Origin of the sequence: Rhodococcus sp. Leaf247 (assembly GCF_001426185.1) — a bacterium.
Lineage (GTDB): Bacteria > Actinomycetota > Actinomycetes > Mycobacteriales > Mycobacteriaceae > Rhodococcoides.
This window is the reverse complement of record NZ_LMRP01000001.1, coordinates 1,969,688-1,993,038: the sequence shown is the minus strand read 5'-3', so window position 1 is coordinate 1,993,038 and position 23,351 is coordinate 1,969,688. Positions and strand designations below refer to the sequence as shown.

Sequence of the window (23,351 nt, the reverse complement as noted above, 5' to 3'; positions counted from 1 at the left end):
CGTCCGGTCCGTTATGGTGCACCCATGACACGGACGGTCACCGTTCTCGCCGTCATCGGCGGCGTCGTCCTGGTGGGCGTCGCGGCGACTGCCGTGGTCCTGGGGGTGCGGTCCACCACCGAATCGCGGGACGACGAGTCGTTCCAGAACTCCCTCTCCTCGTTCTACGAGACACCCGACGACGCTCCGGCGCCGGGTGAGCTGGTCCGGGTGGAGCCGATCTCGGACCTCGACGTTCCCGGTGGCACGGCGTACCGGATGCTGTACGGCACGAACGCCCCCGATGGCGCGGCCGCGGTGTCCTCGGGGATGCTCATCGTTCCCGACGCCCCCGCTCCTCCCGGTGGCCGGCCCGTACTCGCCTGGGCGCACGGCACTCTGGGGTTCGGCGACGAGTGCACACCGTCCCGTCGCTATCGACCGACGCTCGACGACCTCGACTTCGGTAGTTGGCTGCCGTCCGTCATGGACCGAGGCTGGGTGGTGGCTGCGACGGATTACACCGGCATCGGCACCGCAGGAGATCCGTACTACCTGATCGCGAAGAGCGAAGCGCAGGACGTCATCGACTCGGTTCGGGCCGCGCGGAACTACCCGGATGCGGAGGCGAGCTCGACGTACGTGACGTTCGGCCACTCGCAGGGTGGCCATGCGTCGATGTCCGCGGCCATGTACGCCGACCTGGCGCCCGAACTCCGGCTGGTCGGCGCCGCGGCTGCTGCTCCCGCCGCCCTGTTGGGTCCGTTGTTCACCGAGCAGTACGACCAGTTCGTCGCCTGGGGTATCGGGCCGAGTGTCGCGGTCTCGTGGCCCGTCGTCTACCCCGATCTGCCCCTGGACGGCGTGCTGAGCTCGTCGGCGATGTCCCGGTACGCCGACCTCGGCCAGGGCTGCATCACGCAGGAGTTGGGGAAGCTGCTGCTCGAACGCGCGGAGGGTCAGCAGTTCTTCGCGTCCGACCCGATGACGAATCCGCAGTGGGTGGCGGCGGTGGCCGACCAGACGATCGACGTGAACCGGATCGGTGTGCCCACCTTCGTCGTCCAGAGCCTGTCGGACGTCATCGTGCTGCCGAACACCACAGCCCTGCTGTCGGACGAGTTCTGCGCGGCAGCGTCACCGACGTACGACATGTCCTGGCTGGGACAGACGACGCACCAGGACACCGCCAAGGTCGGCGGTCTGCTGGCGGTCGACTGGATCCAGGACCGGTTCGACGCTGTGCCGGCGCCGAACTCGTGCGCGCACCCGCTCCCGATCGCACCGGCCGATCCGGGTCAGTAGACCCGCAGAGTCCCCGGCGACCACAGCCCGCTGCGCGTCTGCTTCCTGACGTCCACCGACGCCGCGCTCGCACTGCGGTCGAACTTGTCGTAACGCTCGAGCGAGCCCCAGTCCCGGCCCCAGTCGTGGTTCAGGTAGGTCGGGACGGTGGTGGGTGACGCCAGCATCTCGGTGAAGCCCAGCGGCCCACCGTTCTCGGCGGCCTGCCACGTGTCCGTGGACGACACGGCCAGCCCGCGGTCCGGGAGGATGCGGAAGTTCGGGACCTCGGCGACACCGTCCAGATGGTCGAACGGGCGCTGGCACGGGAACTGCAGGCCCACGGCCCAGTCGAGCAGAACCGGTTGCGTCGTCCCGATCTCGTCCTGCAGGGACTTGACGACGGGAACACGCGGTGGGGTGAACGCCAGCCACTGGTCACCGGTCAGGTTGGGATCGTTGGCGACGACTCGCACGGCATCGGCGTCGGGCGAGAGCTCGTCCAGTGGGATGCGCAGGTTCCGCCACGACGGTGCGGGGCCGATGTCCTTGGGGAGGTAGTCACCCTGAACCTGCACGGTGCCGTCCGGCTGGCGCTTGCCGTACTCGACGCGCAAGGACTGCCCGTACGTGGTCTCGCCGGTCTCGATGTTCTCGGACCAGATGCGGCCCGCGGCGGTGACGACGACCAGTGGTGCGTCGTCACTGCGTGCGGGAAGTCCGTACCAGCTCGAGGTGGCGTAGGCCGGTGTCTGCACGCCGGCCTGGTAGGAGCCGAGGACGGGTGTCGTCGCGGGGTCGAGACCGAACGGCAATTTGGCGGTGGAGCCGTTGACACCCGCGGCGCCGACGCCTCCGGCGGTGCCGGAGGACTGACCTTCCTCGAACGCTGCACCGACGGACTGTTGATCCGTATTGCCCTGTCCCGGTTTGACTTCCACCGCATCGGCACTGAGGTCGGTGGGGATGCCGTTGGGAGTGAAGCCGACCGGCTCCGCTCCGCCCAGGGGACCGGTCGCGGTGTCGACGGGACCCGGCAGCGCCGTGAGGACACCGGCGTTGGGGTCCGATTCGACCAGGACGTCCCGGGCGAGCCCGCAGCTGTTGCCGGCCAGTGCCTGAACGTTGGAGCGCCCCAACGAGTACGCGGGGTACTGGGAGACGGCGCCCTTGAGGAGCGAGAGGATCTCGAACAGCACCAGCAGTCCGGCGACGACGGTCAGCGGTGCGGCCGCGAACTTGCGGATGCGACGTCCGCGTTCACTTCCCGCCCGTGGCTGCGGTGCTGCGAAACCTTCGCGGAGGTAGTGCCACGCCGCGAGAGCGACGGCGCAGAAGAACAGGACGAGGAGCACGGTGTTCGACTGGATGCCCTTGATCGACACCACCTTGTCGAACCACGGCACGCCGTAGCTCGAGACGTACCAGTATCCGTTGATGCCCGAGAAGGACAGAGCGAGAACGAAGGCGAGGCCGACGACGAAGACGGTCCGGTTGCGCCGGGACCGCAGGGCGCTGGCCGAGACGGCGACCGCCGTCAGCGCCGCGAGGGATCCGGCGATGCCCGCGTAGACCCCGAAGTGGTGAGTCCACTTGGTGGGGTTGAACATCATGAAGAAGATGGTGCCGAACACGACGCCGATGAGTCGCCACGCAGGTCCGGACGGAACGCCGGGAATGCGCTTGCGGCGCAGCAGGACGAACACGGTGGTGAAGAGGCACAGGAGCATCGTCAGGAATGCGAAGCGTCGTGCGACCGATCCGTCCACGGTCTGGACGAACAGGTAGTAGTACCGCAGGAAGTCGTTGTACCAGGGCAGGTTCGGACCGATCAGCGTGCGCACGCGGGTCGATTCCTGCACGGCCGCGAACGTCTGGTCTCCGTAGACCACGATGAGCACCAGGACTCCGGCGCTGGCCAACGGTGCGAGCAGCGGAAGCGTTCCCACCATGCGGTGGCGCTTGACGACGATGCGCACCAGCGGCCGGATGCCGGTCAGGATGGCCGCGACACACATCAGGCCCGTCGGGGCCGCAGCGAGTGTGAACGCGCCGATCAACGCGGCCATGGCAGCGGGGAGCAGTCGTCCGGTCGCGATGGCCCGCTCGACGGAGCACCAGGTGAGCAGGGCGCCGAGGGCGACGACGGGTTCGGGGCGGAGTCCGTTGTTGTACGGGAGCCAGAACGCGAGGAAGACCAGGCCGCCGGTCCAGACGGCGACCGAGTTGATGCGTACCGCGCGACCGAGGCGGGGAACGACCTCGCGGCTGATGACCAACCAGCACAGGATGCCGGCGATCAGCGCGGGTAGGCGCATCCACGGACTCGCCGTGGAGATCTTCGCGAAGGCGGCGAGCACGTCGTAGTACCAGCCGAAGGGAGCCTCGGGGACGCCGAACCACCGGAAGTAGTTGGCCATGTACCCGGCGTTCTCCGACACCCTGGCCATGGTCAGCAGGTAGCCGTCGTCCGCGGTGTTCGCGCCGAAGAAGTGCCAGCCCGCGAGTGCGCCGACGACGACGGCGTCGATGCCGGTGACCTTCCACCAGTGCGCGGGGAAGAAGCGACGGTGCGTGCGTCCGTCGGTGCCGTCGAGTCGGGCGAGTGCGCCGAGCGCGAGTGCCGTGCACGCGATCGCACCGATCATGGCGAGGAGCTTGAGAATCGTCGGGGACGACGAGAAGCGTGAGTCGACGGCGATCGACACCTCGAGGCCCGGGTACTGCGACGCCGAGCCCGACAGGTCCGAGAAGACACCGACGACCTGCGGCCGCAGATCTCCGGGGAGCTCGCCGGCGCGCGGATTGCCCTGCGGATCCACCAGGCCGTCGAACGACGCGGACGTCGCGTCGATGGTGGAGGAGAACGTGATGGCCTGGCACGCGCTGGACCGGAACTCCGACCGAGGTGCCGACGCGATGACGACGTTGCGGTCCAGCACGTCCACCGAGTCGGCGCCGACCCGTACGAACATGGCGTTCAGCGCGGCTCCGTCGCCCTGTGGGGGCGCGGTGGACAGCAGGATGCCGCCGGCCTCGGGAACGGCCGCGACGGCCTCGCACGGGATCGAGACGGTGATGGACACCGGCACCTGGGACATCAGGGGCGCATCGACGCTGTCGACGGTTCCGTTCTGTGGCCACGAGATGACGGCGTCGTCCTGGGTCACCGGCAGGAACGGCGTGATGATCGCGAACAGAACACCGAGAACTCCCGTCACCACGGCGACGAGGCGCGTGGTGCGGTACTGCTGTCGGACGTCCACCGAGCGCTCCGAGCCGGCAGGCGTCGGAGCGGTCGGCTGTGAGGTGAGGGCGTCGGGCACGGCTCCCGATGTTATGCGACCGTGATCCCGGCGCTGCACTCGCTGGTTACTTACTGGTACTTGATGTGCCCGGGCGACCAGATGCCCGAACGGGACGACGTGGTCACGTCGGGCTGGACCTCGACCGCGCCGGGATCGAGCGGGGTGTACCGCTCGAGTGATCCCCAGTCCCGGCGCAGATCTCCCGAGAGATACGTCGGCAGGGTTTCGGCGCCGAGAACGAGACCGGTCCATCCCAACGGCCCGCCGCCGACGTCGTCCTGCCACGCGTTGGTGGATTCCGCACCGTTGCGGTCGGGGAGGATCCGCCATTCGGGCAGCTCGGCCACGCCGTACCGGTGGTCGAACGGACGTTGACACGGGAAGGCGAGGCCGACGGACCAGTCCAACAGCACCGGAGCGGTGGACCCGACGACGTCGTTCAGCACCGTCGTCCGTGGCGCACGAGGCGGAGTGACGGCGAGCCACTGGTCTCCGGCGAGATCGTCGTCGGAGGCCACGAGCCGCACGGCGTTCGCCTCGGCGGGAACGCCGTCCAGCGGGACTCGCAGGTTGCGCCACGACGGCTGCGGTCCGATGTCGATGGGGGAGACCCGGCCCAGAACCTGCTCGGTTCCGTCCGCGGCGACGGTGGCGTACTCGACGTCGAGGGTCTGTCCGGGCGTCACGATGCCGTCGGCGTCCACGGAGCGGATGCGGCCGGCGGCGGTGACAGCCAGGAAGTCTCGCTGGTCGGCCTCGGGCAGCGAGTACCAGCCCGACGTGAGACGGGCCGGCGCAGCATCGCCCGAACCGAAGGAGCCGAGCACCGGGGTGGTGGCGGGGTCCAGGCCGAAGGGCAACGCTATGCGGGATCCGTTGACGCCGGCTCCGGCCGTGGTGCCGCCTCCGGTTCCGGCGGAACTGGTGGTCGCGCTCTGACTGGTGTCCGACGGGTCGACCGAGTTGGCGCCGCCCGTGGTCGCGGAGTCCTCGCGGTCGGCGCTGAGGTCGCGCGCGACACCGTCGGGGGTGAACCCGACGCTGTCGGTACCGGCGAGCGGGTCGTCACCCTGGTTCGGCAGCGGCTGCAGCATCGACGCGTTCGGATCGGTCTCGACCAGGACGTCGCGCGCGAGTCCGCACGACTCACCGAGAACGGAATTCACGTTGGACCGCGCGACGGAGTACGCGGGGTACTGGGCCACCGCACCCTTGAGCAGGGACAGCACCTCGAAGAGCACGACCAGGCCGGCGACGACCGTCAGGGACGATCCGCTGAACTTTCTGGTCCGTCGGGTCTCGGCGGCGACGAAGGGCGCTCGGAAGTGCTGCCAGGCGGCGTAGGCGAGCGTCAGGACCGTCAGGCCCAGCAGCAGCGTCGCGAACCCCTTGCCGGCGATGGACGGCGGCTTGTCGAACCACGGCACGCCGTAGCTCGAGACGTACCACCACCCGTTCGACCCGGTGAAGGCGAGCGAGGTGAGGAACAGGACCGCCGCCGTGAACAGCGTGCGGTTGCGTGGGGACCGTTCGGTCGCAGAGATCACCGCGACTGCGGCAAGGGCAGCCAGCGAACCGGCCAGGCCCGCGTACACACCGAAGTGGTGGGTCCACTTGGTCGGGGTGAACATCATGAGGGCGAGAGCGCCGGCGACGATGCCGAGGATGCGCCGGGACGGACCCAGTGACGTTCCCGGGATGCGGCCCCCGCGGCGCAGCATGACGACCAGGCAGGTCACCAGGCAGAGGAGCATCGCGAACACCGCGAAGCGCCTGGCCAGTGATCCGTCCGGCGAGATGTTCAGCAGCGCGTCCCAGCGGTAGCGCTCGTCGAACCACTTGACGTTGGGTCCCACGGCAGACCGCACGCGGGTCGCCTCGAGCACCGAGGCGACGGTCTGATCGGCGAAGACGGCGAACAGCACCACCGTTCCGGCGGCCAGGATCGGTGCGAGCAGCGCGGGCAGGCCCACGGCCTTGCGGCGACGCACGATGATCTGCAGGACGGGCCTCGACCCCGCCAGCAAAGCGGCGATAGCGATCAGTCCGGTCGGCCCGGCGGCCAACGAGAACGCCGCGATGACGACCGCGACCGCGGCCGGAAGCAGTCGACCTGTCGAGATGGCGCGCTCGATCGAGCACCACGTCAGCAGCGCGCCGAGCGCGATGACCGGCTCGGGACGCAGGCCGTTGTCGTAGGGCAACCAGAACGCCAGGAACACCAGACCCGCCGTCCACACGGCGACCGGGCGCGTCCGCACCGCACGGCCCAGGCGCGGAATGACCTCCCGGCTGATGATCAGCCAGCACAGAATCGCGGCGATCAGCGCGGGCAGCCTCATCCACGGGCTGGCGGTGGACACCTTGGCCAGCGCTGCGAGCGCGTCGTAGTACGGCATGCCGAACGGCGCCTCGGGGACACCGAACCAGCGGTAGTAGTTGGCCATGTACCCGGAGTGCTCGGACACCCTCGCCATGTTGAGCAGATAGCCGTCGTCCGAGGTGTTCGCACCGATGAAGTGCCAGAGAAGCAGCGTTCCCAGCACCACGACATCGATACCGGTGAGACGCAGCCAGTGCCGGGGGAAGAACCGGCGGGCGCGTCGTCCGTCCGCATCGTCGAGACGGTGCAGGGCGACCAGTGAGACGACGGCCAGAAGCCCGCCGAGGACGATCGCCAGCAGTTTGAGCGTGGAGGGTGACGACGAGAATCGGGAGTCGACGTCGACACGTACCGACAGGTCGGCGGGGGCCGCGCCGGTGAGCCCGCTGAAGATTCCGACGGTCTGCGGCCGCTGGTCGCCCGGGACGGTGCCGGTCAGCTCACCGGCGGTGGCCGTGGTGCCCTCCGGTGTCGAGGACACGGTCAACTCGTCGCACGATCGCACCGTCTCGGCAGGGACGGACAGCAGCAACTGATCCCGCAGGACGACGGAAACGGCGCCCGCGTCGTCGGTGCCGATCACGAGGCCGACGCGGCGGGCGTCCGGTGCCTGCGGTGCGACGGTGGACAGGACGACCGTGTCGGCGGGTGCATCGGCCAGGACCCGGCACGGCACCGCGGCGGAGAGGGCGAGGGGGTTGTACGACACCAGGGGCGCTTCCACGCTGGTGAAGGACCCGTCCTGCGGCCACGTGAGCGACGCGGCGTCCTGCTCGACGGGGAGGAACGGGGCGAGGACTGCTAGAAGTGCGCCGAGCAGTCCGGTGACGACGGCGACGATTGTGATCCGGGCGAAGGCGGAGCGTCCGGGTACCGAGGCGGCCGGTGGTTCGATGGTCGAGTCGGCGAGGGTCTTCGGCACGCTCCGATGCTAGGCGACGAGGCGGACGAGACCAGAATCCGCTGACGGAGCGCGGATGTAACGCGCCGTCATCGGACGTCCCACACGTAGGTCCCGTCGATGTCCGTGGCGCCCTGGCCCAGAAGGTCGTCGACGGTGTCGCGCAGCTCGTCCTGGTGGTCCGTCGGCGGAACCATGACGACGTCCGCATCCCAGAAGCTCAGGTCCTCGCGTGCCGTGGCGCGCTGCTGGTCCGAGAGGGTGGGGACGATGCCCGTGCGCCCGACGGTGCCCAACAGCTTGGCCGTGGGACGGTCGATCGCGCCGTACTTCGCCTCCCCGTCGGCCATGCCGCTGGGTCCGACGAAGTAGCCGCCGGCGATGCGGTACTCGAGCCCGGTGGCCACTTGCCACCGCAGCGCCGCGGCAGTTCCGGGGTTCGGGACCGGGACGGTGAGGATGGAGCCCTGATCGACGTACTCGCGCCACGTTCCGTCGGCGAGGAAGGCGGGGGTCTCACCGCGATCGGCCGTCGGCAGAGGGGTCGGTGCCAGCGGGACGAGCGCGAGGGAGAGCGCTCCGGTCCACACCACCGCGTGACGACGCGATCCGGGCCGCGTCAGGAGTTCGTCGGTGACCATCGCGAGCAACAGCGCCATCGCCGGTACCGCGGCGAGTACGAACCGCGTCTCGAGGACCGACTGCAGCAGCGGAAGACGGTCGAGGTACTCCCCGGGCAGCGTGATACCGGTCTCCGTCTCGTCGACGACCAGTTGCACACCCAGCGACATGACCATCAGGACGAGCACGGAGACGAACGCGGCGACGGCCACGGGGCGACGGCGCAGAACGACGGCCGCGGCGACGACGACGAGAAGCAGAGGGATGCCGAAGTAGGCGTTCTGTTCGGTCGGGTTCAGCGCGACGTCCTCCATGGGGAACGCCGCTCCCCACAGTGACTGCGGAGGGAACTGGATCAGCGAGACGAGGTCGTTGCCCGGAAGGTTGTGGTCCAGGTGCGTGTAGCTCTGGGCGCCCAGGAACTGCCACCAGAGAGGCACCGCGACGAGCACGGCCGTGAGGACTGCTGCTCCGAGGACGGGGAGCGCCGAGCGCGCGACCATGGCCCCCACTTCACGAGGTCGCTGCACCCCGTACAGAACCAGCAGCAGGAGTACGGCCACGGCGAAGATGAGCAGTGGTTCCTCGCCGAGGAGGACCTGCCAGGCGACCAGCAATCCCAACACCACCGCGTTCCGACGCGGCCGCTCTCCGTCGGCGATGCGGAGCACCACGTAGAGGATGAAGGGGAGCACCCCCAGCACGACGAAGTTGGGGTGCGCGTTGGCGTGGGAGATCATGCCGGGCGCGAACCCGCAGATCAGGCCGCCGAGCCCGGCCGCTGCCCTGGATCGGACGACGGTGCGGGAGAACAGGAAGTACCACCCGAAAGCGGTAGTGGCGAGGCCGAGCGTGAGGGCCAGGGCGAACGTCGTGGACGCTCCGAATGCCAGCGTGATCGGGGTCAGCGGGACGGACAACCCGAGCATCGCGGTATTGGCCATCATGTTCACCCCGTCGGGGGCGTTCTGCAGATCCGTGAAGAACGGGTTCTCGAGGTGGGTGACCGACCGCGCGGTGACGGCGAAGAACCATTCCCACATGGTCTGGTCCTGGCCGCTGAACCGCAGGTACTCCGACCGCAGGTGCTGCCACTGGTTGTGGAGGATCAGGACGGACAGCGCCGTGTAGACCGCCGCGGCGACGACATCGGGGCGCCGGGAAGTCTTCGGACTGGGCGAGCTCTCCGGCTCGGTGTCGACGGTCGTACCGCTCGTCATGTGCGCACCACGAGAACGAAGGGCCCGATCTCGCGGATCTGGAAGCGTGGATCGTCGAACAGGGACTCGGGGTAGGACACGGTGTAGCGGCGCACGTTGGGGTCGTTCGGGTAGACGTCCTCCGCGAGGCGCAAGGTGTACCCGTCGGCTCCGCGGCGGAACAGGAAGGCGTCCGGTGCGCGCCACGGCAGATCGTCCAGTGCGCCGATCAGGTCGTCGCTGCTGCCCAGGTCGGCCCACGACTCGACGGCTGCGGCGCGTGCCTGGAACTCGGCCAACGGGTTGGCGTAGTGCGAGGTGAGACCCTGGAAACCGAAGTACGGGTAGTAGGCCAGGAACGTGGTGTCCGAGGTCAGCAGGACGGTGCCCGACCGCGGCTCGGGGCGTATCGACGTCAGGGCCGCATCGATCTCGGCGTAGTACGACACGGCGCTGGGGGGACGCTGATCCGCGCGGACGCCGTCACCGTCCGTATCCGTGTAGGCGACGGTGATCTCGTTCTGCAGGACGTGGGGAATGTCCTGCGCGAATGCGACGGCTCCCACCACACCGACGGCGACGGACACGGTGCGCACCCTCGGTGACTCGCTCGCGATCAGATACAGCGCGCGCGATCCGTCGACGACGCCGAACACACCCGCAGCCCCGAGAAGAAGGATGAGGACTGATTCCAACCGGAAGCCGAGAAGTGTCGTGCCCGCAACGGTGGCGAGCATCGACAGGAGCGACCATCCGTAGACCGAGACGACACCCAGTCCCAGGGCCTGAGCACGACGGGAGTCCTTGGCTCGCACCACGATCCAGATCGTGCCCACCAGGCACAGCGCGCCGAGGAGGGTGAAGCGCGCCATGGGGAACGGCAGTTCGGCGCCGGAGTCGGGCAGGTAGTGCAGCGCCGTACCGCTCTCGGCCGTGGTCCCGGTCAGCGAAGCCCGTAGGTACGGCGCCCACACCACCAGGGCGAGAAGCCCGGCGATACCGGCGATGACGGCCAGCCGCAGAGCGGGATCGACGAGCGCGGTGAACGACCGCCGTTCGCGGTACCGCATCCCGGCGGAGACCACGGCCATCACCACGACGGTGAACGCGGCGATGCCGAGATAGAGCGTGTACACGGTGGCGGCGACACCCAGGAAGAGGCCGGTGCCGACGACCGCGCCCCACCCTGCCCAGCGCGTCGACCCGGGACGATGCAGCGCACCCCACGCCAGGATCAGCACGGGCGGGATCATGATGGCGATGACGGCGCCGTACGCCTCGGGTGAGGCGTAGGCGACGGCCAGAGCGGTCACACCCAGAGCGACCAGCACGGCAATATCAGCGCGAACGAGGCTGCGCCACAGCACGAGTGAGACCACTGCGGCCACGGCGAGCGACGCGATCGCGTACGGCTTGTACGCCTCCCATCCGGCCATGCCCAGGGCGTCGGCAACACGGCCGCCGACCCAGAACCACCCGGCCGGGTAGTACGGCGGCAGATCCGCGTAGGTCATGTCCGCCAACGCGGGGGAGTCGGTCAACCGCGTCAGGTACTCGGTGCGGAACTCCTGATCGACCGAGATGCCGAAGAGGTAGAGCTTGGTCGCCGCGAGAGGCATGCCCAGGGTGACGGTGACGAATCCCGACAACCCGACCCACGAGAGAAGCGTCGCCACCCGAGGTGCGCGCTGCGCGCGGATCATCAGCACCGACGCAGCGAGCACGGCGAGAGTAGCGACCTGCCCCACGGTTGCCACGGCGCGTGTGACGTTGGAGGAGTTGAACGCCGGCCACTGCACCAGCGAGAACGCGACGAGACCTACAGCCGACACCAGGACTGCGACCACGGCGCCGAGAACCGCCTCGGCGAGAGTCGTCAGTGACGTTCGCGCCGGTGCTGTGGTCTGCACCGCCGACTCAGATGGGGAGTTTGCGGAAGATCGGACGCGGCACGTGGCGCAGCGCCATCATGACGAAGCGGAACGGTCCCGGTGCCCACACCAGATCCTTGCCCTTGCGGGACGCGGAGACGGCCAGCTTGGCGATGTCTTCCTTGTCGACAGTCAGCGGCGCTTCCTTCACATGGGCGCTGAACTTGGTGCGCACCATGCCCGGACGGATGACGGTCACACGAGGCCCGAACTCGCGCAACGCTTCTCCGAGACCGAGGTAGAAGCCGTCGAGTCCGGCCTTGGTGGAGCCGTAGACGAAGTTGGAGCGTCGCACACGCTCGCCGGCCACCGACGACATGACGATGATCCGACCGAAGGCCTGCGCCTTCATCTTCTCGCCGAGGAGGACGCCCACCGACACGGACGCCGTGTAGTTGATGTTCGCCGTCAGGACGGCCTTGCGCTGGTCCTGCCACAGCAGCTCGGGATCGAAGTCCACCGCGAACGCGACGATCGCGACGTCGACGTCGCCCTTCGACCATGCTGCGTCGACGACTTTCGGGTGCGATGCGGTGTCCAGTGCGTCGAAGTCGATGACCTCCACGGACTTTGCACCCTTGGCGGTGAGCTGCGCGACGGCGTCGTCACGCAGGGGATCGTTCGGCAGTGCCGCGAGGATGACGCGCGCCGGGGACGAGGACAGGTACTCCTCGGTGATGGCGAGACCGATCTCGCTCGTTCCGCCCAGTACGAGAATTGTCTGCGGGTTACCCACAGCGTCGATCGTCACAGCAGTTCCAACCTTCTGGCCATATCGGAGGCGAAAACGCCCGTGGGGTCGACGGATCGGCGGATCGCGATCCACTCGTCGATGCGCGGGTACATCGCGTGGAACGTCTCGGCGGACGTCCGCGAATCCTTGGCCGTGTAGAGACGACCACCGAATTCGAGGACGCGCTTGTCCAGCTCGGCGACGAATTCGCCGAGGCCCGCCTTGATGGGGAAGTCGACGCAGACGTTCCATCCCTCGATGGGGAAGCTCAGCGGCGCGTCGTTGCCGGCGCCGAACAGCTTGAACACGTTGAGGAACGAGTAGTGACCCGAGCGCTGGATGTCGCGGATGATCTTCGTGAACTCCTCGACGGCGGTCGGCGGCACCACGAACTGGTACTGCAGGAAACCGGCAGATCCGTACGCACGGTTCCACTCTCCGAACATGTCGAGCGGGTGGTAGAACTGCGTCAGATTCTGGACCTTGCCGCGGTAGGTACCCGACTTGCGGTACCAGAGCTCGCCGATCGGCCCGAACGTGTACTTGTTCGCCAGACCGTTGGGGAAGACGTCCGGGAACGTGAACAGCGGCTTTGCGCTGAAGCGCAGCGGATCCTTCTGCAGCTTGGCCGGGAGCTGATCGAGCGTGGCCAGCGAACCGCGGGACAGGGCGGCGCGACCGAGCTTCGGCGGCCCGGAGATGGCGTCGAACCAGGCGCTCGAGTAGTCGTACTTGCTCTCGCTGCCGTCGCTGTGGATCGCGATGGTCTCGTCGAGGCTCGCCGTGACGTCACCGTCGGCGATGAAGTACGCGGTCTCCGTCGGCGTCATCTCGATGGTGGCGCGCAGGATGATGCCGGTGAGGCCGTTACCGCCGACGGTGGCCCAGAACAGGGGAGCGTCGGGACCGGTGGGCGTGATGTGCCGGACGGTGCCGTCGGCAAGCAGCAGTTCCATCGAGCGCACGTGGTTGCCGAAGCTGCCGGCGCTGTGATGGTTCTTGCCGTGGATGTCGCAACCGATGGCTCCACCGATGGTGACCTGGCGCGTGCCCGGCAGCACCGGCACCCACAGGCCCAGGGGCAACGCGGCGCGCATCAGCTGGTCGAGGTTGACGCCACCGTCGACGTCGACGATGTGGGTCTCGGCGTTCATCGAGTGGATGCGGTTCAGCTGGCTCATGTCGACGACCAGACCGCCGCCGTTCTGAGCGTTGTCGCCGTAGGAACGACCGAGGCCGCGGGCGATGACGCCGCGCCGCAGATGCGACGGCTTGCTCTCGTTCTGCTCCGCGACCCGGGTGATCGCAGCGACCACGACTTTGGGATCGGACGTGGTCAGCACCTGCGCCGTGGTGGGCGCGGTACGTGCCCACCCGGTGAGGGTGCGCGCACTGGTGGGTGGCATTTCGGTGATGGACATCGTTCGTCAGGTTACAGGCAGTGGCAGGCCCAGTACGCTGACGCTCTGTGTCATCAGACGATCACCAGCACGTTCCTCTCCCCGTCGAGATCCCCGTCACGGAGAACACTGCCGACGACGCACTCGACCTGAAGACGCAGATCCTGCGATTCCTGGCGACGGGCGTGCTGTCGGCCATCGTCGATTTCAGCATCACGATCGCGCTCCAGTACGGGCTCGACGTCCAGCTCTCCCTGGCCAAGGCGGCCGGTTTCGTCGTCGGCACGACCGTGGCCTACCTGATCAACAGGCGGTGGACGTTCGCCGCAGCGCCGTCGCGAGCACGCTTCATCGCCGTCGTGGTGCTCTACCTGGCGACCTTCGGAGTCCAGAACCTTCTCTACACATTGTTCGGCCACCTGTGGCCCGAGACGATCGTCTACAGCGCTGCCGCGTTCGTCATCGCGCAGGGGACTGCGACGGTGATCAACTTCGTGGTCCAGCGTGCGGTGATCTTCAAGCTCCGCTGACGCGCCAGTCCGCGAAGGCGGGTGCTGCGGCGTCCTTGTCGGAGAGTTGGTAGGCCAGCGGTGAGCCGTCGCGGCCGTGGGTGGGCCAGTCGATGGCGAGGTCCGGGTCGAGTGGGTTGATGTCGCGGTCCAGCTCGGGTGCGTATTCGAGCGAGCACAGGTACATCACCGTGGACTGGTCCTCGAGCGAGAGGATCGCGTGCCCGAGTCCCTCGCTGAGGTACACCGCGCGGCGGTCGACGTCGTCGATCAGGACGCTGTCCCAGGTGCCGTAGGTCGGTGAGTCCACCCGCAGATCGACGATCACGTCCAGGAACGCTCCGCGTACGCAGGTGACGTACTTCGCCTGCCCGGGTGGGTTCAGCGTCACGTGGATTCCACGGAGCACCCCGGCCGCGGACACCGAGCAGTTCGCTTGCAGCAGCTCGAGCGGGCGGCCGGTCGCCGCGGTGAACTCGGAGGACTTGAACCACTCGAAGAACACACCACGGTCGTCCCCGAACTGACGCGGGGTGAATTCGTACGCCCCGGCGATGGACAGCTCCCGGATGTTCACGTGTGTCGTCCTCGCTCCAGAAGGTTGAGCAGATAGGTCCCGTATCCGGATTTCACCAAGGCTTTCGCCTGCTCGGCCAACTGGTCGTCGGTGATGAACCCGCGGCGCCACGCCACTTCCTCCGGGGCGCCGATCTTGAGGCCCTGGCGTTGTTCGATGGTGCGCACGTAGTTCGACGCGTCGAGAAGCGAGTCGAACGTGCCGGTGTCGAGCCAGGCGGTTCCGCGCGGCAACACCTCCACCTGGAGAGTGCCCGCGTCGAGGTAGTGCCGGTTGATGTCCGTGATCTCGTACTCACCGCGGGGCGAGGGTTGCAGATCGCGGGCGATGGAGACGACGTCGTTGTCGTAGAAGTACAGCCCCGGTACCGCGAAGTTGGACCGCGGCTCGGTGGGTTTCTCCTCCATCGAGATTGCCCGTCCGGCGCGGTCGAACTCGATCACGCCGTACGCCGACGGATCGGACACCTCGTAGGCGAATACTGCACCGCCGGTGAGGTTGTCGAACCGGGACAGCTGTGAGCCCAGACCGGGGCCGTAGAAGATGTTGTCGCCCAACACCAGCGCGGTGTCGTCGGTTCCGATGTGCTCGGCACCGAGGACGAAGGCCTGCGCCAAGCCGTTCGGCTCGTGTTGCACGGTGTAGGTCAACGAGATCCCGAAGTGCGACCCGTCGCCGAGCAACCGTCGGAACTGGTCGGCGTCCTGAGCGGTGGTGATGATCAGGATGTCGCTGATCCCGGCCAGCATCAGCGTCGAGAGCGGGTAGTAGATCATCGGCTTGTCGTAGACGGGAACCAGTTGTTTGCTGATACCTCGTGTGATCGGGTGCAGCCGTGAGCCGGTTCCCCCGGCCAGAATGATTCCCCGCATGATCGTGAAGTCTTTCAGACCGCGCTGGTCGGCGTCGCTCGACGTAAAGTGCCGCCCATGAGAATGCTCGTGACCGGCGGCGCCGGGTTCATCGGCGCGAACTTCGTGCACCTGACCGCCCGCACCCGCCCCGACATCGAGATCACCGTCCTCGACGCCCTCACCTACGCCGGCAACAAGGCCTCCCTCGACCCCGTCGCCGACCGCATCACCTTCGTCCACGGCGACATCACCGACACCGCACTCGTGAACCGCCTCGTCGCCGACACCGACCTCGTCGTCCACTTCGCCGCCGAATCACACAACGACAACTCCCTCGGCGACCCCTGGCCGTTCGTCCACACCAACATCATCGGCACCACCACCCTCCTCCAGGCAGTCCGCACCCACGACGTGCGCTACCACCACATCAGCACCGACGAGGTCTACGGCGATCTCGAACTCGACGACCCAGCCCGGTTCACCGAGACCACCCCCTACAACCCGTCGTCGCCGTACTCCTCCACCAAAGCCTCCAGCGACCTGCTGGTGCGCGCGTGGACCCGCTCCTTCGGCGTCCGCGCGACGATCTCGAACTGCTCCAACAACTACGGGCCCTACCAGCACGTCGAGAAGTTCATCCCCCGCCAGATCACCAACGTCCTCACCGGCGCCCGCCCCAAGCTCTACGGCGCCGGCCTCAACGTCCGCGACTGGATCCACGTCGACGACCACAACACCGCCGTCTGGACCATCATCGACAACGGCACCCTCGGGCAGACCTACCTCATCGGCGCCGACGGCGAAACCGACAACCGCACCGTCGTCGAAACCATCCTCGAACTCTGCGGCCACGACACCAACGACTACGACCACGTCACCGACCGCCCCGGCCACGACCTGCGCTACGCCATCGACAGCACCCGCCTGCGCACCGAACTCGGCTGGACACCCACCTACACCGACTTCCGCGCCGGCCTCACCGCCACCATCGACTGGTACCGGAGCAATCCCGCCTGGTGGCAGGCTCGGAAACAGACCACCGAGGCCGCTTACGCGGCAGGAGGGGAGCGCATCACCTGACCGGGGGCGGTTTCGGGACCGAGTGTCCATTGTTACGTCGCTGTGACCCTGTGCCACACTGACCGGGTTCGGGCCGCCCATCGGCGGCTTTCCGCGCCCGTGTTGGAGTTGTCGTGTTGCTGTCGGTGGTCGTCCCGTGTCACAACGAGGAAGACGTTCTACTCGACCTCGCAGAGCGCCTGCTCGAGCAGCTCGCACCGACGGATCCGGACGTCGAGGTCATCCTCGTGGACGACGGTAGTAAGGACGACACCGTCGCCATCATGCGTCGTCTCAATCTCGAGGACTCGCGCATCCGCTACATCTCGCTGAGCCGCAATTTCGGCAAGGAATCGGCCATGTTGGCCGGTCTCGTCTACGCCAAGGGCGATGCCGTCGTCATCATGGATGCAGACCTGCAGCATCCGCCCGAGCTGATCATCGACATGCTGCGGCTTCACGCAGAGGGCTACGACCAGGTGGTCGCTCGTCGCACCAGAGACGGTGATTCCTTCGGGCGTACCGCCTTCGCCCGGTTGTACTACCGCGCCGTCAATCGACTCGTGGACGTGGACATGCAGGACGGAGCCGGCGACTTCCGACTGCTCAGCAGGCGCGCCGTGGATGCGCTGCTGCAAATGGGTGAATACAACAGGTTTTCCAAGGGCCTGTTCTCCTGGATCGGTTTCCCTACGGCCACAGTCGATTACAAGAACGTCGCTCGTCAGGGCGGCGGTGTCAGCAAATGGTCCTTCCGGCGGTTGGTCAACTACGGCATCGACGGCATCATGTCGTTCAACAACGCGCCCGTCCGACTGGCGATCTACATCGGCGCGTCGGTGATGGCGCTGGGGCTGGCATACGTTCTCTTTCTCGTCATCGCGGCGATCGTCGCGGGTGTATCGGTTCCGGGGTACGTCACGCTGGTGGCCGCAATCATCGGGCTGGGAGGGCTTCAGCTGATGTTCCTCGGCGTGATCGGCGAATACGTCGGTCGGATCTATTACGAGACGAAGCAACGGCCGCACTTTCTCGTGGCGGAAACCGAGAGCGGCGACGCTCCGAGCAGGGCGGTCCGCCGCCGCCGGGTCGCTCGGGACAGTGCGGACGATACGGAGTGACGGCCGACGTGCCCCACCCCTCCGGTCGCCGCGAGTCGATCGCAGCGGCGGTTCCCGGCGCGGTGCGATTCGCCGTCGTGGGCGTCGTCAACACCACGGTCTACTACGGCAGTTACCTGCTTCTGCGACTCGTCGTCCCGTACATCGCCGCACACCTGATGGCCATCGTCGTGGCGATGGTGGGATCCTTCTTCCTGAACTGCTACTGGACTTTTCGCACGCCGCCGACCTGGCGTAAGTTCGCCCTCTTTCCGCTCGGCAACGTGGTCAACTACGTCGTGACGACGGTGGGCGTGATCGCCCTGGTCGACGGCGTGGGGATGGACGAGCGCATCGCCCCGCTCGTCGCGGCGATCGTCGCCATCCCGTTCACCTTCGTGCTGTCCAAGAGGATCCTGACGCGCAGCCACGAGCCGTCATCTGCGCAGGCCGGGTTGCGATGACGGCAGGGGTCGAAACCGTCGACGAACCCCGGGCGGATCCACGCCACGGGCGGCGCGCGCCGGATGTCCTCGGCGTCGTCCTGGTGGCCGTGACGGTAGGCCTTCTCGCGTCTCTGGCGCAGTGGCGCGGCACGTTGTTCTTCTACGTCGGCGACATGTACGAGCAATTCGCGCCGTTGTGGCACGTATTCGGATCCCAGTTGCGCAGTGGCACGTGGATCACGATGGACCCGTCCGGATGGATGGGTGGCAATTACGCGGCCGAGGCGCTGACCGGCATCTGGAACCCGGTGAACCTGGTCAACTTCGTGATCGTGTCCTATTTCGACGATCTCGCGCTGGCCGCGTTCGTCGTCGCGGCCGAGATGACAGCAATTCTGGGTGTCGGCGTCTACCTGCTGGCGCGGTCCTACGGCGCACGGTGCTCACCGGCGTACCTCGTCGCGATCGCACTGCCGGTCTCGGGCCTCACGCTCTGGTACGAAGCTGCCGGATGGCCTGCCGGACTCGCGGCCTTCACCTGGGTCGTCCACTTCTGGTGGTCCTGCCGGATGTTCTCGCTCGGCCGAGTGCCCGCACTCGTGCCCTTCGTGTTCGGATTCCTGGCGATGACGGCAGGCAACCCGTACGCGCCCCTCGGGCTCGTCGTGGTGCTCGTGGCGGTCGGTGTGGAGCTGCTGGTCCGAGGCGACCGTGCACGCCTCGCCATGCTCACGATCACGGGGGCATGTGTGGGGGCCGTCGCCTTGATGGTCTTCCTGCCGCTGCTCGGGTCCAGCGCCGTGACCAGTAGGCAGTCTCTGGCCACGATCGCCAACGACACGTTCCTCGTCCCCGACATCGGTGATCTGGTGGCCGGCAGCTCGCCGACCTACCTACCGTCCATCTCGAACTGGGGAGGGGAACGACTCGAGGGAGTCCCGTCGACCTACTTCGCCTGGTTCTTCCTGCCGCTCCTCCCATGGCTCCGCTGGCCTTCGCTTCGGAAACGCTTCTCCGGATCGGCAGGTCTTGCCGTCGTCGGCGGCTTCTATTTCCTTGCCAGTCTGGCCCCGTCCAACGTCTGGCTCTTCCGGTGGCCCTTCCGGCTGGTCGAATACCTTTATCTGGTGGTGGCGATCGTCGTTGCCGTCGCGCTGTCCGCCGGCCTCGCGCGCGACCACGTCCGGCGGCGTGCGGGCCTCACCGGTGCGGCGATCCTCCTCGGCGGCTATCTGTCCTGGGCTGTCCGACCGGACCTGTCACCGACGCACCTCGTCGGGCTCGTGGTGGTTGCCGTGTTCGTGTCGGCCATGGTCGTCGCCGGTCGACGTGGGGCGACGGTGCTGATGGTGGTGATAGCGACCGTGGGAACGACGGCCGTGCTGGCTGTGCAGACCTCGTCGTTCCCGTCCGCCGCACAACCGCTTCCGTCGTCGGAGCCGGAACCCGAGGAGCCTCCCGAGGGAGGTTCCGCGGCGATCTCGCTGGACCGGATGCGTGCCGGCTCGCAGTTCTACCGGGGCACCGTGCTCCAATTGGCAGACCGATCGACCGTGACCACCGAGGACAGCGACGCCGGCAGGCTGCTGTTCGGAAACCTCGGCCGCGCTACCGGTGCGCAGACAGTGGCGAGTTACACCGGTATGGGCTTCGACACGTTCGCGGAGACGCTCTGCATGGACTACCGCGGAGCTGTCTGTGCCGACGCGTTCGATCGCGTGTTCGCGCCGGCGTCGCAGACGGTCGACGCACCCCTCGTCGACGTCATGGGGGTGTCCACACTCGTCCTGCAACGAACGCTGCTCCCGGAGGCGACGTCCGGCCCCCCGCCGCCGGGGTGGCGTGTCGCGGCGTCCGACGGCGCACGGGTGGTCTGGACGCGCGATGACGTGGATGTCACCGGAGCCGGACCGGCGACCTGGTCGTCGTCGCAGGTCACGTACCGCACGGTGTCGAGTGCTCCGTCCGAGGAGACTCTTCGGATCGATGCTCGGGCGGCCGGGACCGTCGTCTTCTCCCGGCTCGCCTGGCCCGGGTACGACGCCACACTCGACGGATCGCCTGTCGCCGTGAGGGAGGGTCCGGCGGGACTTCTCGCCGTCGACGTGCCCGCCGGAAGCGGACTGTTGCAGGTGACGTATTCGTCACCGGGGCTCGCGGTGGGACGAGTGGCGGCAGCGCTGGCCACCGCAGTGGTCGTGATCATGTCGATCGGAGTGGGCCTGGTCGGGCGGCGGCGCGCCCGTTCACGCCGGGGCGAAGACAGCCCGATCGGTTGATATCGTCGGATTCGTCGTTCGACGTGGTTCGGCACAGTGGTGGCTCACACCGCAGATCCATAGGAGAGTGTGATGAGCAATTCCGTGAATGTCGATGCGCGATCCAACAACCTCGCCGCGGTGCGACGGACCATGGTCGAGCACGAGGCTCCGACTCGTCTTCTCGTGCAGCGCGGAACGTTCGCGGGCCCGTCCAGCCGGGTCTCCGACGACCTGTACGCGTCGATCACGGTCGGTGACGTCCACCGCCGCAGGTTCGACGTCACGGTCGAGCAGGGCGCGTCCGTCGACACCGACACCTACTTCGGACGCTTCGCCGCGAGCTACTTCCAGCGGTGGACGACGGTCACCGAGGTCACCGTGTCTTTCGATCACGAGGGCGCCGGCGAGATCCGATTGAGAGCATCGGATTCCGGGGGAAACGATCGCACGGTGACCACGGTGCGTGTCAGCGGCACCGGACGGCAGTCACTGACCTCGCCGGTCGACAGCTTCCTCGACGGTGGATATCTGTGGATCGAGATCGCGGCGGTCGAGGACCGACTCCGACTGTCCGCCGTCGAATGGACGGTGGCTGCTCCCACGGTCGTTCGGCCGGCCGCTATTGCCATCTGCACGTTCAATCGCGCCGCCGACTGCGCCGAAACCCTTGCCGCGCTCGCTGCGGACGAGCAACTGGTCGCGGGATTGGATGCGGTGTTCGTGGTCGACCAGGGCACCGACGTCGTGGCCGACCGTCCGCTCTTCGCGGAGGTCCGGGAGATCCTCGGCGACAAGCTCGTCTACATCCAGCAACCCAATCTCGGTGGGGCGGGCGGGTTCACGCGAGGAATGTTCGAGATCACCGCGATCAACGAGCACGCCAACGTCATCCTGATGGACGACGACATCCTGTGCGAGCCGGAAAGCATCCTGCGGATGAATGCCTTCGCGAACGTGACGGTGACGCCGACCCTCGTCGGCGCCCAGATGCTCTACCTCATGAACCCGCTCAACCTTCACGTCAGTGGCGAGGAGGCGGATCTGCCGAAGCTGAAAGCCGGTCGCTGGTCGGCTAATTCGCTGCACGATGCGGATCTGACCGAGAAGCGTCAGAACAAGCGTGTCGATGCCGGGTACAACGCGTGGTGGTCGTGTCTGATCCCCGCCGAGGTGGTGTCGGAGATCGGCCTGCCGCTGCCCATGTTCTTCCAATGGGACGACATCGAGTTCGGAATCCGCGCCAGGGCACATGGTTTCGCAACGGCGACACTTCCCAACGCAGGTGTCTGGCATGCCGATTTCCATTGGAAGGACCGCGACGACTGGGCGAAGTACTTCAGTGCGCGGAACTCACTGATCGCCGCGGCCCTGCACAGCGATTTCGACGTGAAGTCGCTGAGCAAGCTGCTCACACGGGAGATCTCGCAGTTCGCGGTCTCGATGCAGTACGGCCTCGCTCACACGTCGTTGCAGGCGATCGAGGACTTCCTCGCGGGTCCGTCGATACTCGACGACGGTGGACAGTCGGTGCTGAAATCGGTACGGGCGATGCGCAACGAACATGCGGAGACGGTGAAGCATCCCGCCAGTGCGATCCCCGGCGTCGTGTCGTCCGATCTGGTCACCAGTCCTGCGGGGTACACCCCCAACAACAAGATGCTCGATCTTGTTCTCCTGAAACGCGTCCGGGATCAGTTCCGAGGCGGCGTTCGCGGCGAGTTCGCGTACATCCCTGCTGCGGACGCGCATTGGTGGCACGTGTCGCTGTTCGATCGGGCCGTGGTGGCGGACGCCTCGCAGTCCGGCGTGCGGGTGCGCCGTCGTGACGTGGCCGAGGCCAAGGTGGTGGCCAAGCGTCTCAAGGACGTCATGACACGCTTCCGTGCCGAAGGCCCGGAAGCGCAGCGCCAGTTCCGTGCTGCCCTTCCCGCTCTGACGAGCCGCGAGAACTGGGCGCGCCTCTACGGGCTCGACGGCCCCACTACGTGAGTTTGACCGCGACCTGCTCGCCGTTGGACGTGTAGGCGAGGTACTCGAACGTCACCCCGGTGCGTGCGACGAATTCCGTCCACGCCTGATATTCGTGTGCTGCCCAGCCGGGGAAGTTGAAGAACTCGTCGAACACGATGACGGTGCCGGGAGCCAGCCGTGACTCGAGTCGGCGCAGTACGAAGTCCGTCGACGAGTACAGGTCCGCGTCGAGATGAAGGAACGCGACAGGGCCGCGATTCTTCGACAGGAACGGCCCGAGGGTCTGCTGGAACGTGCCCTTGACCAGATGGGCGCCGGGAACATCGGGAAGCGCGTCCTGCGCGAACGTGCCGGCCTCGAATCCGGTACGCCAGGTCTCCGGCAGGCCGGTGAAAGTGTCGAATCCGACGACGACTCCGACGTTCGAGGCCCGCGTCCATTCGTCGACGATCGTCGTCAAGGTGCTTCCCGACGCGACGCCGAACTCGAGCGCCATACCGTCGATCGAGACGGCGTTCAGGGCGTGCCGCAGTGTGAGGTTCGGATGCGTGAACGCGCGCGTCCGCGGCATGTGCTGCTCGACGAAATCCGCGCTGGATGCCGTGGCTTCGATGTCCGACGCGAAGGGGATGTCCCGGCGCATCCGGAACTCGAGTGTCGAGATCGACTCCTGCAGGTCGGCGATGGTCTTAGCCTGCCCTCTCAGGATGTCGACGAGCTCACTGTGTCGACGGTCGGCCTCGGGCGCCACGGCGTCCTGGACGGCCTGCACGACCTTGCCCCGCGCGGAGGCTCTGACGCGTCGGCTCCACCGCATTACCCGCACCGTCCACTC

At 67.3% G+C, this 23,351-nt stretch carries 16 protein-coding genes; 7 read left to right on the top strand and 9 right to left on the bottom strand.

Translation table 11 applies throughout. The features are described from left to right. Positions 1-24 precede the first annotated feature (24 nt). The gene (locus ASG64_RS09350) at positions 25-1,284 is read left to right on the top strand and encodes a lipase family protein (protein WP_056072321.1); all 1,260 of its coding nucleotides are present in this window, start codon (positions 25-27) and stop codon (positions 1,282-1,284) included. On the opposite strand, the gene ASG64_RS09345 is transcribed toward ASG64_RS09350, so the two are convergent. The 6 genes from ASG64_RS09345 to ASG64_RS09320 form a co-directional block, all read right to left on the bottom strand. Then, on the bottom strand, positions 1,278-4,589 hold the full coding sequence (locus ASG64_RS09345) for an arabinosyltransferase domain-containing protein (RefSeq protein WP_056072318.1): 3,312 nt from the start codon (positions 4,587-4,589) through the stop codon (positions 1,278-1,280). The genes ASG64_RS09350 and ASG64_RS09345 overlap by 7 nt on opposite strands. A 50-nt stretch (positions 4,590-4,639) precedes the next feature. Further along, on the bottom strand, positions 4,640-7,876 hold the full coding sequence (locus ASG64_RS09340) for an arabinosyltransferase domain-containing protein (protein ID WP_442971123.1): 3,237 nt from the start codon (positions 7,874-7,876) through the stop codon (positions 4,640-4,642). 68 nt (positions 7,877-7,944) lie between these two features. Next, positions 7,945-9,696 carry a 6-pyruvoyl-tetrahydropterin synthase-related protein gene (locus ASG64_RS09335; RefSeq protein WP_056072314.1) on the bottom strand — a complete coding sequence of 584 codons (1,752 nt, stop codon included), beginning with the start codon at positions 9,694-9,696 and terminating at the stop codon, positions 7,945-7,947. After that, on the bottom strand, positions 9,693-11,585 hold the full coding sequence (locus ASG64_RS09330; RefSeq protein WP_056072312.1) for a galactan 5-O-arabinofuranosyltransferase: 1,893 nt from the start codon (positions 11,583-11,585) through the stop codon (positions 9,693-9,695). Before ASG64_RS09330 ends, ASG64_RS09335 begins: the two co-directional genes overlap by 4 nt. Before the next feature lie 7 nt (positions 11,586-11,592). Continuing rightward, on the bottom strand, positions 11,593-12,357 hold the full coding sequence (locus ASG64_RS09325) for a decaprenylphospho-beta-D-erythro-pentofuranosid-2-ulose 2-reductase (protein ID WP_056072309.1): 765 nt from the start codon (positions 12,355-12,357) through the stop codon (positions 11,593-11,595). Continuing rightward, entirely contained in the window at positions 12,354-13,760 is a 1,407-nt protein-coding gene (locus ASG64_RS09320) for an FAD-binding oxidoreductase (RefSeq protein ID WP_156388307.1), read from the bottom strand. The genes ASG64_RS09325 and ASG64_RS09320 overlap by 4 nt, the downstream gene beginning before the upstream one ends. A 47-nt stretch (positions 13,761-13,807) precedes the next feature. Between ASG64_RS09320 and ASG64_RS09315 the strand changes: the two genes are divergently transcribed. Further along, positions 13,808-14,269: a GtrA family protein gene (locus ASG64_RS09315; protein WP_082043104.1), complete on the top strand. Its 462-nt coding sequence runs from the start codon at positions 13,808-13,810 to the stop codon at positions 14,267-14,269. Here the strand turns inward: ASG64_RS09315 and ASG64_RS09310 are convergent. Together ASG64_RS09310 and rfbA are read right to left on the bottom strand one after the other, a co-directional pair. After that, positions 14,256-14,825 carry a dTDP-4-dehydrorhamnose 3,5-epimerase family protein gene (locus ASG64_RS09310; protein ID WP_056072305.1) on the bottom strand — a complete coding sequence of 190 codons (570 nt, stop codon included), beginning with the start codon at positions 14,823-14,825 and terminating at the stop codon, positions 14,256-14,258. The two genes, ASG64_RS09315 and ASG64_RS09310, sit on opposite strands and share 14 nt — an antisense overlap. Beyond that, on the bottom strand, positions 14,822-15,697 hold the full coding sequence (gene rfbA, locus ASG64_RS09305; protein ID WP_056072303.1) for a glucose-1-phosphate thymidylyltransferase RfbA: 876 nt from the start codon (positions 15,695-15,697) through the stop codon (positions 14,822-14,824). The genes ASG64_RS09310 and rfbA overlap by 4 nt, the downstream gene beginning before the upstream one ends. Positions 15,698-15,754: 57 nt before the next feature. Between rfbA and rfbB the strand changes: the two genes are divergently transcribed. The 5 genes from rfbB (at position 15,755) to ASG64_RS09280 (ending at position 22,534) form a co-directional block, all read left to right on the top strand. Then, on the top strand, positions 15,755-16,759 hold the full coding sequence (gene rfbB / locus ASG64_RS09300; protein ID WP_056072300.1) for a dTDP-glucose 4,6-dehydratase: 1,005 nt from the start codon (positions 15,755-15,757) through the stop codon (positions 16,757-16,759). 113 nt (positions 16,760-16,872) lie between these two features. After that, positions 16,873-17,859: a glycosyltransferase family 2 protein gene (locus tag ASG64_RS09295; protein ID WP_042575086.1), complete on the top strand. Its 987-nt coding sequence runs from the start codon at positions 16,873-16,875 to the stop codon at positions 17,857-17,859. Continuing rightward, positions 17,856-18,302 carry a GtrA family protein gene (locus ASG64_RS09290; protein ID WP_235579530.1) on the top strand — a complete coding sequence of 149 codons (447 nt, stop codon included), beginning with the start codon at positions 17,856-17,858 and terminating at the stop codon, positions 18,300-18,302. The genes ASG64_RS09295 and ASG64_RS09290 overlap by 4 nt, the downstream gene beginning before the upstream one ends. Then, positions 18,299-20,563, top strand: a complete 2,265-nt coding sequence (locus ASG64_RS09285; RefSeq protein WP_056072297.1) for a hypothetical protein — start codon at positions 18,299-18,301, stop codon at positions 20,561-20,563. The genes ASG64_RS09290 and ASG64_RS09285 overlap by 4 nt, the downstream gene beginning before the upstream one ends. A gap of 72 nt (positions 20,564-20,635) precedes the next feature. Then, complete coding sequence (locus ASG64_RS09280) at positions 20,636-22,534, top strand: glycosyltransferase (protein ID WP_056072294.1); 1,899 nt, start codon at positions 20,636-20,638, stop codon at positions 22,532-22,534. Here ASG64_RS09280 and ASG64_RS09275 read toward each other — a convergent pair. Next, on the bottom strand, positions 22,527-23,333 hold the full coding sequence (locus tag ASG64_RS09275; protein WP_056072291.1) for a class I SAM-dependent methyltransferase: 807 nt from the start codon (positions 23,331-23,333) through the stop codon (positions 22,527-22,529). The two genes, ASG64_RS09280 and ASG64_RS09275, sit on opposite strands and share 8 nt — an antisense overlap. Positions 23,334-23,351 lie beyond the last annotated feature (18 nt).

Excerpts from the sequence above, each read along its gene's own strand:
- rfbB (WP_056072300.1), top strand. The coding sequence starts at position 15,755 with ATGAGAATGCTCGTGACCGGCGGCGCCGGGTTCATCGGCGCGAACTTC.
- ASG64_RS09350 (WP_056072321.1), top strand. The coding sequence starts at position 25 with ATGACACGGACGGTCACCGTTCTCGCCGTCATCGGCGGCGTCGTCCTG.
- rfbA (WP_056072303.1), bottom strand. The coding sequence starts at position 15,697 with ATGCGGGGAATCATTCTGGCCGGGGGAACCGGCTCACGGCTGCACCCG.
- ASG64_RS09335 (WP_056072314.1), bottom strand. The coding sequence starts at position 9,696 with ATGACGAGCGGTACGACCGTCGACACCGAGCCGGAGAGCTCGCCCAGT.
- ASG64_RS09280 (WP_056072294.1), top strand. The coding sequence starts at position 20,636 with ATGAGCAATTCCGTGAATGTCGATGCGCGATCCAACAACCTCGCCGCG.
- ASG64_RS09320 (WP_156388307.1), bottom strand. The coding sequence starts at position 13,760 with ATGTCCATCACCGAAATGCCACCCACCAGTGCGCGCACCCTCACCGGG.
- ASG64_RS09275 (WP_056072291.1), bottom strand. The coding sequence starts at position 23,333 with ATGCGGTGGAGCCGACGCGTCAGAGCCTCCGCGCGGGGCAAGGTCGTG.
- ASG64_RS09285 (WP_056072297.1), top strand. The coding sequence starts at position 18,299 with ATGACGGCAGGGGTCGAAACCGTCGACGAACCCCGGGCGGATCCACGC.